The sequence below is a fragment of the Pseudomonas sp. genome (assembly GCF_026224925.1).
Lineage (GTDB): Bacteria > Pseudomonadota > Gammaproteobacteria > Pseudomonadales > Pseudomonadaceae > Aquipseudomonas.
Genome location: NZ_JAMFRV010000295.1, coordinates 1 through 4,646 on the forward strand (window position 1 = coordinate 1; position 4,646 = coordinate 4,646).

The window sequence follows — 4,646 nt, forward strand, 5'->3', positions numbered from 1 at the left end:
CAAAAAATCCGCCGACGTCCACGGCTTCGTAGCCGCCGCCTTGATCATCAGTGGATACCGTTACTGAGCGTACCGACTGAGGGCGTTTGGTTACGTAGTTGATCAAACCGCCAGGCTCGGCGATGCCACTTTGCAAACCGGCCAACCCTTTGAGCACTTCGACCTGTTCTTTGTTTTCAAGGGCAACGTTCTGCTCACCGGTGATAGTCCGGCCGTTAATTTTGTAACTGCTCGCCGAGTTAAGCGAAAATCCACGCACCACAAAGTTTTCGTAATAACCGACCGGTGCGTAGCTGTCACCCACCGAGGCATCGTTGCGCAATACTTCGCTGAGCAGACGCGCCTGCTGGTCTTTTATCAGTTGATTGGTAATCACCGAAATTGAAGCGGGTGTATCAATCAGCGGAGCCGCATCGAAACCACCAACGGCAGCGCGGGTTGCCTTGTAGTCAGACTCTTGGTCGCCAACAACCGTCACCGTGTCCAGTTGTACATTTGAGGACGAGGCGCTTGAACCATCGGCCCACACCGCGCAAGACAGCAAACCATTGCCCACCCCGCAGGCCATCAGAATGCCGACCTTCAGCAGGTTGGGCGCAAATCGGCCGGTTACCGGCAAAGCGGGTATTCGATAAAACATGACCATCAAAGCTCCTTAGGGATTGCGCCGCCCAGCACTGTTTGCCGGGCACAACTACCCAAACGCGCCGAGGTCTGCCATCAGCCCCGGTTCAGCAAATAAAAAGAATGCGAGTGCCCGAAGGCGTCAGGCCGGAGCTGCTCCGGTGGTCATTGGCAAGCGAGTGTCAGCGGCCCATTCTTGAAGGGAGCCGTCATAAATAAAGACATCGGTACGACCGACTACGGCCAGTGCCAACGCCTGAGCTGCCGCAGAGATTCCTCCACCGCAATACAGAATCAGTGGCTCAGAACCTTGCAGCAGCAAGTCGAGGCTGGTGCGCAGAGCTTCGGATTTTAAGTAACCGCCATGTTCATCGAATAGCGCACGCGCTGGCAGGTTGCGGCTGCCAGGTATGTGACCGCGACGGGCATAGCGGCTCACGGCGGTGCCGTCGAACAACGCAGCGGACAAGGCGCATACCACAACACCGGAGCGGTCACCCGCGAGGACCGTCTGAACACCTGCGCGATCAATCCAGAAACCGTCGCGAAAAGATGCCTGCCAGGCAACTGGCTGCGTCACAACGGGTCCGCTTTGTTCCGGCAAACCGGCGCGCTGCCATGCCTTGAAACCGCCATCAAGCACGTAAGCGTGAAGCCCAAGACTGCGCAGCATCCACCAGAGCCGCGCTGCCCAGAATCCGTCGGCACGGTCATAAATCACCACACGCCGTTGCGGGTTGACGCCCAGTTTTCCCAACGCTGTACTTAACGCCCTGGCGCTCGGCAAGGCGAAGCTATAGGCGGCGTTCGGATCGCTGAGCGCGTCAAACAGGTCCGCATGAAGCGCTCCGGGAATATGGGCCTGCAGCCAGCCGGCATATCCGCTGCTGGCCTGATAGTCACCATCAAAACGCGGCGCAGGCAATTCCACCGTTGCATCGAGGATTAACAACGACGAATCCATCAGGCGTTGGTGCAATTGGATTGGATCGATGAGTATTGAAGCGGCCGTGTCTGTCATCGTTGCGCACTCCCGCCTGAATCCTCGGCGAGCGTGCGGATGTGCCCCAGCAGCCGCTGGCCTTCAGCACCCTTGAACCAGCGAGTGTGACCGATGAAGTAAGCATCGTAGGCAATGTCGGCATTGGCGACCGAGCCGAGTACTCCTTGGAAATAGGTGATTTCAGACAAGGCAAAGTCGACGTGGACCACGGGCAACAACGCCGCCAATGTCAACAAGTCGCGGGCCGACAGCGGGCGCACGCTTTGATAACCCGCCAACAATGCATTTACCGCATCCAGCGAGGCCGCGGCGCTACCACCGGTGTCGAGGTCCAGCCACGGAACCACATTGCGCTCCAACGCTGTCGCCACATCGAATAGCGCGAAGGTTTGATCGGCCAGTCCGAAGTCCAGCACACTGCTGACGTCGGTTGCCGCTGGCGTCGAGTTCCAAAGCAGATTGGAGGCGTGCCAGTCGTTGTGGGTCCATAACGGCTTTTGCTCTGCAAGCAGGGGCTGAAGTAAACGATGGAACGGCAGGTGCAGCGCTATCAGGTCGCTGCGCCAGTCGCGCTTGTTCAAGTACGCAGCGAGTCCCGGATGGTGAGCGATGGCCGCTTCAATGGCCTTCAGCGGATCAGCGTGAGCGAATAAGCGGAAGTTGGCTACCAAGACCTTAGCTTGCCGAGGCGGAGCCGAATAATCCGCCGCTGCATCGTGCAATTGCGCCAAAGCTCGACCGGCCGACCAGGCGTGTTGATCGTTGTGAAAAGGCGTCCAGGACAAAGCATCGCGATACAGGTCTTGCCCAACTGCCGCTACGTGCAGTTCATAAGTCCAGTCGTCGAGGACAATTGCGGTTTCACCTTGGCTGTCGGCCAGAACCTGCGCGACCGATACTCCGCGTTGACGCAGATGGGCCATGAAACGATGTTCTTCACGCAGCCACTCGGGTTCGCGTACTGATCGGTGATGCCGTTTAACGAACAGCAACTGGTCCGAGGTCTGTACCAGACACGCCGCCGAGAACGGCCGCGGACTGTGCCATGTCAGCTCTCGAAACGCGCCGAGGTTTTCAAAGCGACTGAGTAGTCGTTCCACAGCGTCGACCGATATGGCAGGCCAATCAGCTTGCACCGGCGCCAGGCCGAGGCCGTGGGAGGTTGTTGGCGAAGCGGTCATCAGACAGGCTCCGGTAGGTAGGCGTTAGTGGTCGCTTCAAGCCATGCGCCCGGGTCAGCAAGCACCTGATGCTCATGCAACCACTGCGCATAGGGTTCAAGAAGTGTCTGACGCTGTTCGCCCCACTGCCCCTCATACAGCCAGGTCGGCGCGATTCGCTGCAACGATTGAGCGAGCAACTCGCTGGGGAAGTAGGGTGTTATTTGCTCGTACGCCGGCAACGCGCTCAATGGGTCGTGCGCCGCTGCCAGAAACCCACGGGAGGTCACAGCCAGAAAGGCGCGGGTAAGCTCCCGATCGGCGGTCAGCGTGTCTTCATGGGCACCGAGCAAATAGCTGTGATAAGCCGGGGCACCGATCTGATCCACCGGCCAGACCACACGACGTTCATCAGCTATCGAACTGGCCATGAGCGCTTCCCAGGCCCAGTAACCGCCAAAGCTGGCGTCCGCCACCCCGGCGGCTAACTCTTCAGGGCGTAGCTCACGGGCGCCACTGTCAACCATGATGACTGCGTCAGGATCACCGCCGTCGGTCTTGACCAGATGCCGGACCATCGCCAGCCCACGCGGCGTCGGGTTTAACGCCAGACGTCTACCGGCCAAATCTCGCGGTCTCAGGATAGCTGAGTCAGTGAGGGTCTGGATCGACTCTAGACCGCTATGATTGATCGCGGCTATTGCGCGCAAAGGCTGACCAAGGGCGCGACGCACCAACAACCGGTTGCTCGGGAATACCCCGAACTGCACCGCTTTTGCTAGCAAGTGATCGAGAGTGTCACCGCGCCATGGATCGTGAACGACCAGCTCAACATCGAGCCCGGCATCGCGATACCAGCCACGCTCCCGCGCTAGATAGAACCCTGCCGAATTCGGCCAGGGATGGAAATATTCAAGCATTACCCGCACGCCAATCATCGCCACTTGCTCCTGCCTGGTCACATCAGCGTGCCAGGCACTGTTTTTGAGTAGGCGATTTATAGCGAGGCAATCTGGTCTATACCAATAATGTTTATGGCTATGGATATATCCGAAATAAAGTTCTGTGGATCTGCCGCGCTGTAGCGCATATCTGTAGCGCGCTTGCCCGCGATCGCTCCGGGGTCGCGCTCGACCGCAGCAGTCGTAATCCAGTGACCGATTTCTTCCAGACAGAGCTACGTTAGGCAGTTGGGACCGCTTCGCGATCCATCGCGGGACAAGCGCGCTCCTACAATTTAATTGGCTTTATTTCAAAGAGTTATGTATTGGCTGACAAGAGGTAACTCGTTGGCGACGTGGCTTGCCCCCTAAGCCGAACTACTCGCCCGCAAAACCAATGCCCCACGATCAAGTCGCTGTTCAATACAGCCCTCCTTGATCAACAACGCCCGATCGCATAAATGCGCAACGGTGTTGATGTCGTGGCTGACCAGGATCATGGTCATGCCCGTATCGCGGCGTAGCGTCTGGAGAAGATTGAGAATTTCCGCCTGGACAGTCATGTCCAACGCCGAGGTTGGCTCGTCGAGTAACAGCAACCTAGGCTGCAATTGCAAAGCACGGACGATGGCAACACGTTGCCGCTGGCCGCCGGACAATTGATGCGGGTAACGCTCCAACACCTCGCCGGGCAAGCCCACTTGTTCCAATGACGCAATGAGACTGGCCTCGTCGAAAGGTAGCCCATTGATCTGTCGCGGCTCACGTAAGCTACGGCGGATTCGGTGCAAAGGGTGCAACGAGGCATAAGGGTCTTGAAAGACCATTTGTACTTCACGGCGCAAACGCCCGGTAAACGCCCGCTGCTCTTTGAGCGGTCGGCCAAGCATCTGAATCGCGCCTTGCCAATCGCGCTGC

Annotated in this window: 5 protein-coding genes; all 5 read right to left on the reverse strand. The window is 58.2% G+C overall.

The features are described from left to right. Positions 1–646 (reverse strand): TonB-dependent siderophore receptor (locus M0974_RS12685; RefSeq protein ID WP_297836803.1); only part of this gene is annotated, 646 nt, incomplete at its 3' end. Positions 647–766: 120 nt separating this feature from the next. After that, on the reverse strand, positions 767–1,645 hold the full coding sequence (locus M0974_RS12690) for a sulfurtransferase (protein ID WP_297836806.1): 879 nt from the start codon (positions 1,643–1,645) through the stop codon (positions 767–769). Continuing rightward, positions 1,642–2,808, reverse strand: coding sequence for a phosphotransferase (locus M0974_RS12695; protein ID WP_297836809.1), 1,167 nt, complete (start codon positions 2,806–2,808; stop codon positions 1,642–1,644). Before M0974_RS12695 ends, M0974_RS12690 begins: the two co-directional genes overlap by 4 nt. Continuing rightward, positions 2,808–3,749, reverse strand: a complete 942-nt coding sequence (locus M0974_RS12700; protein WP_297836812.1) for an ABC transporter substrate-binding protein — start codon at positions 3,747–3,749, stop codon at positions 2,808–2,810. The genes M0974_RS12695 and M0974_RS12700 overlap by 1 nt, the downstream gene beginning before the upstream one ends. 347 nt (positions 3,750–4,096) lie before the next feature. Continuing rightward, the coding region (locus M0974_RS12705) for an ABC transporter ATP-binding protein (protein ID WP_297836814.1) at positions 4,097–4,646 on the reverse strand (550 nt) is incomplete at its 5' end.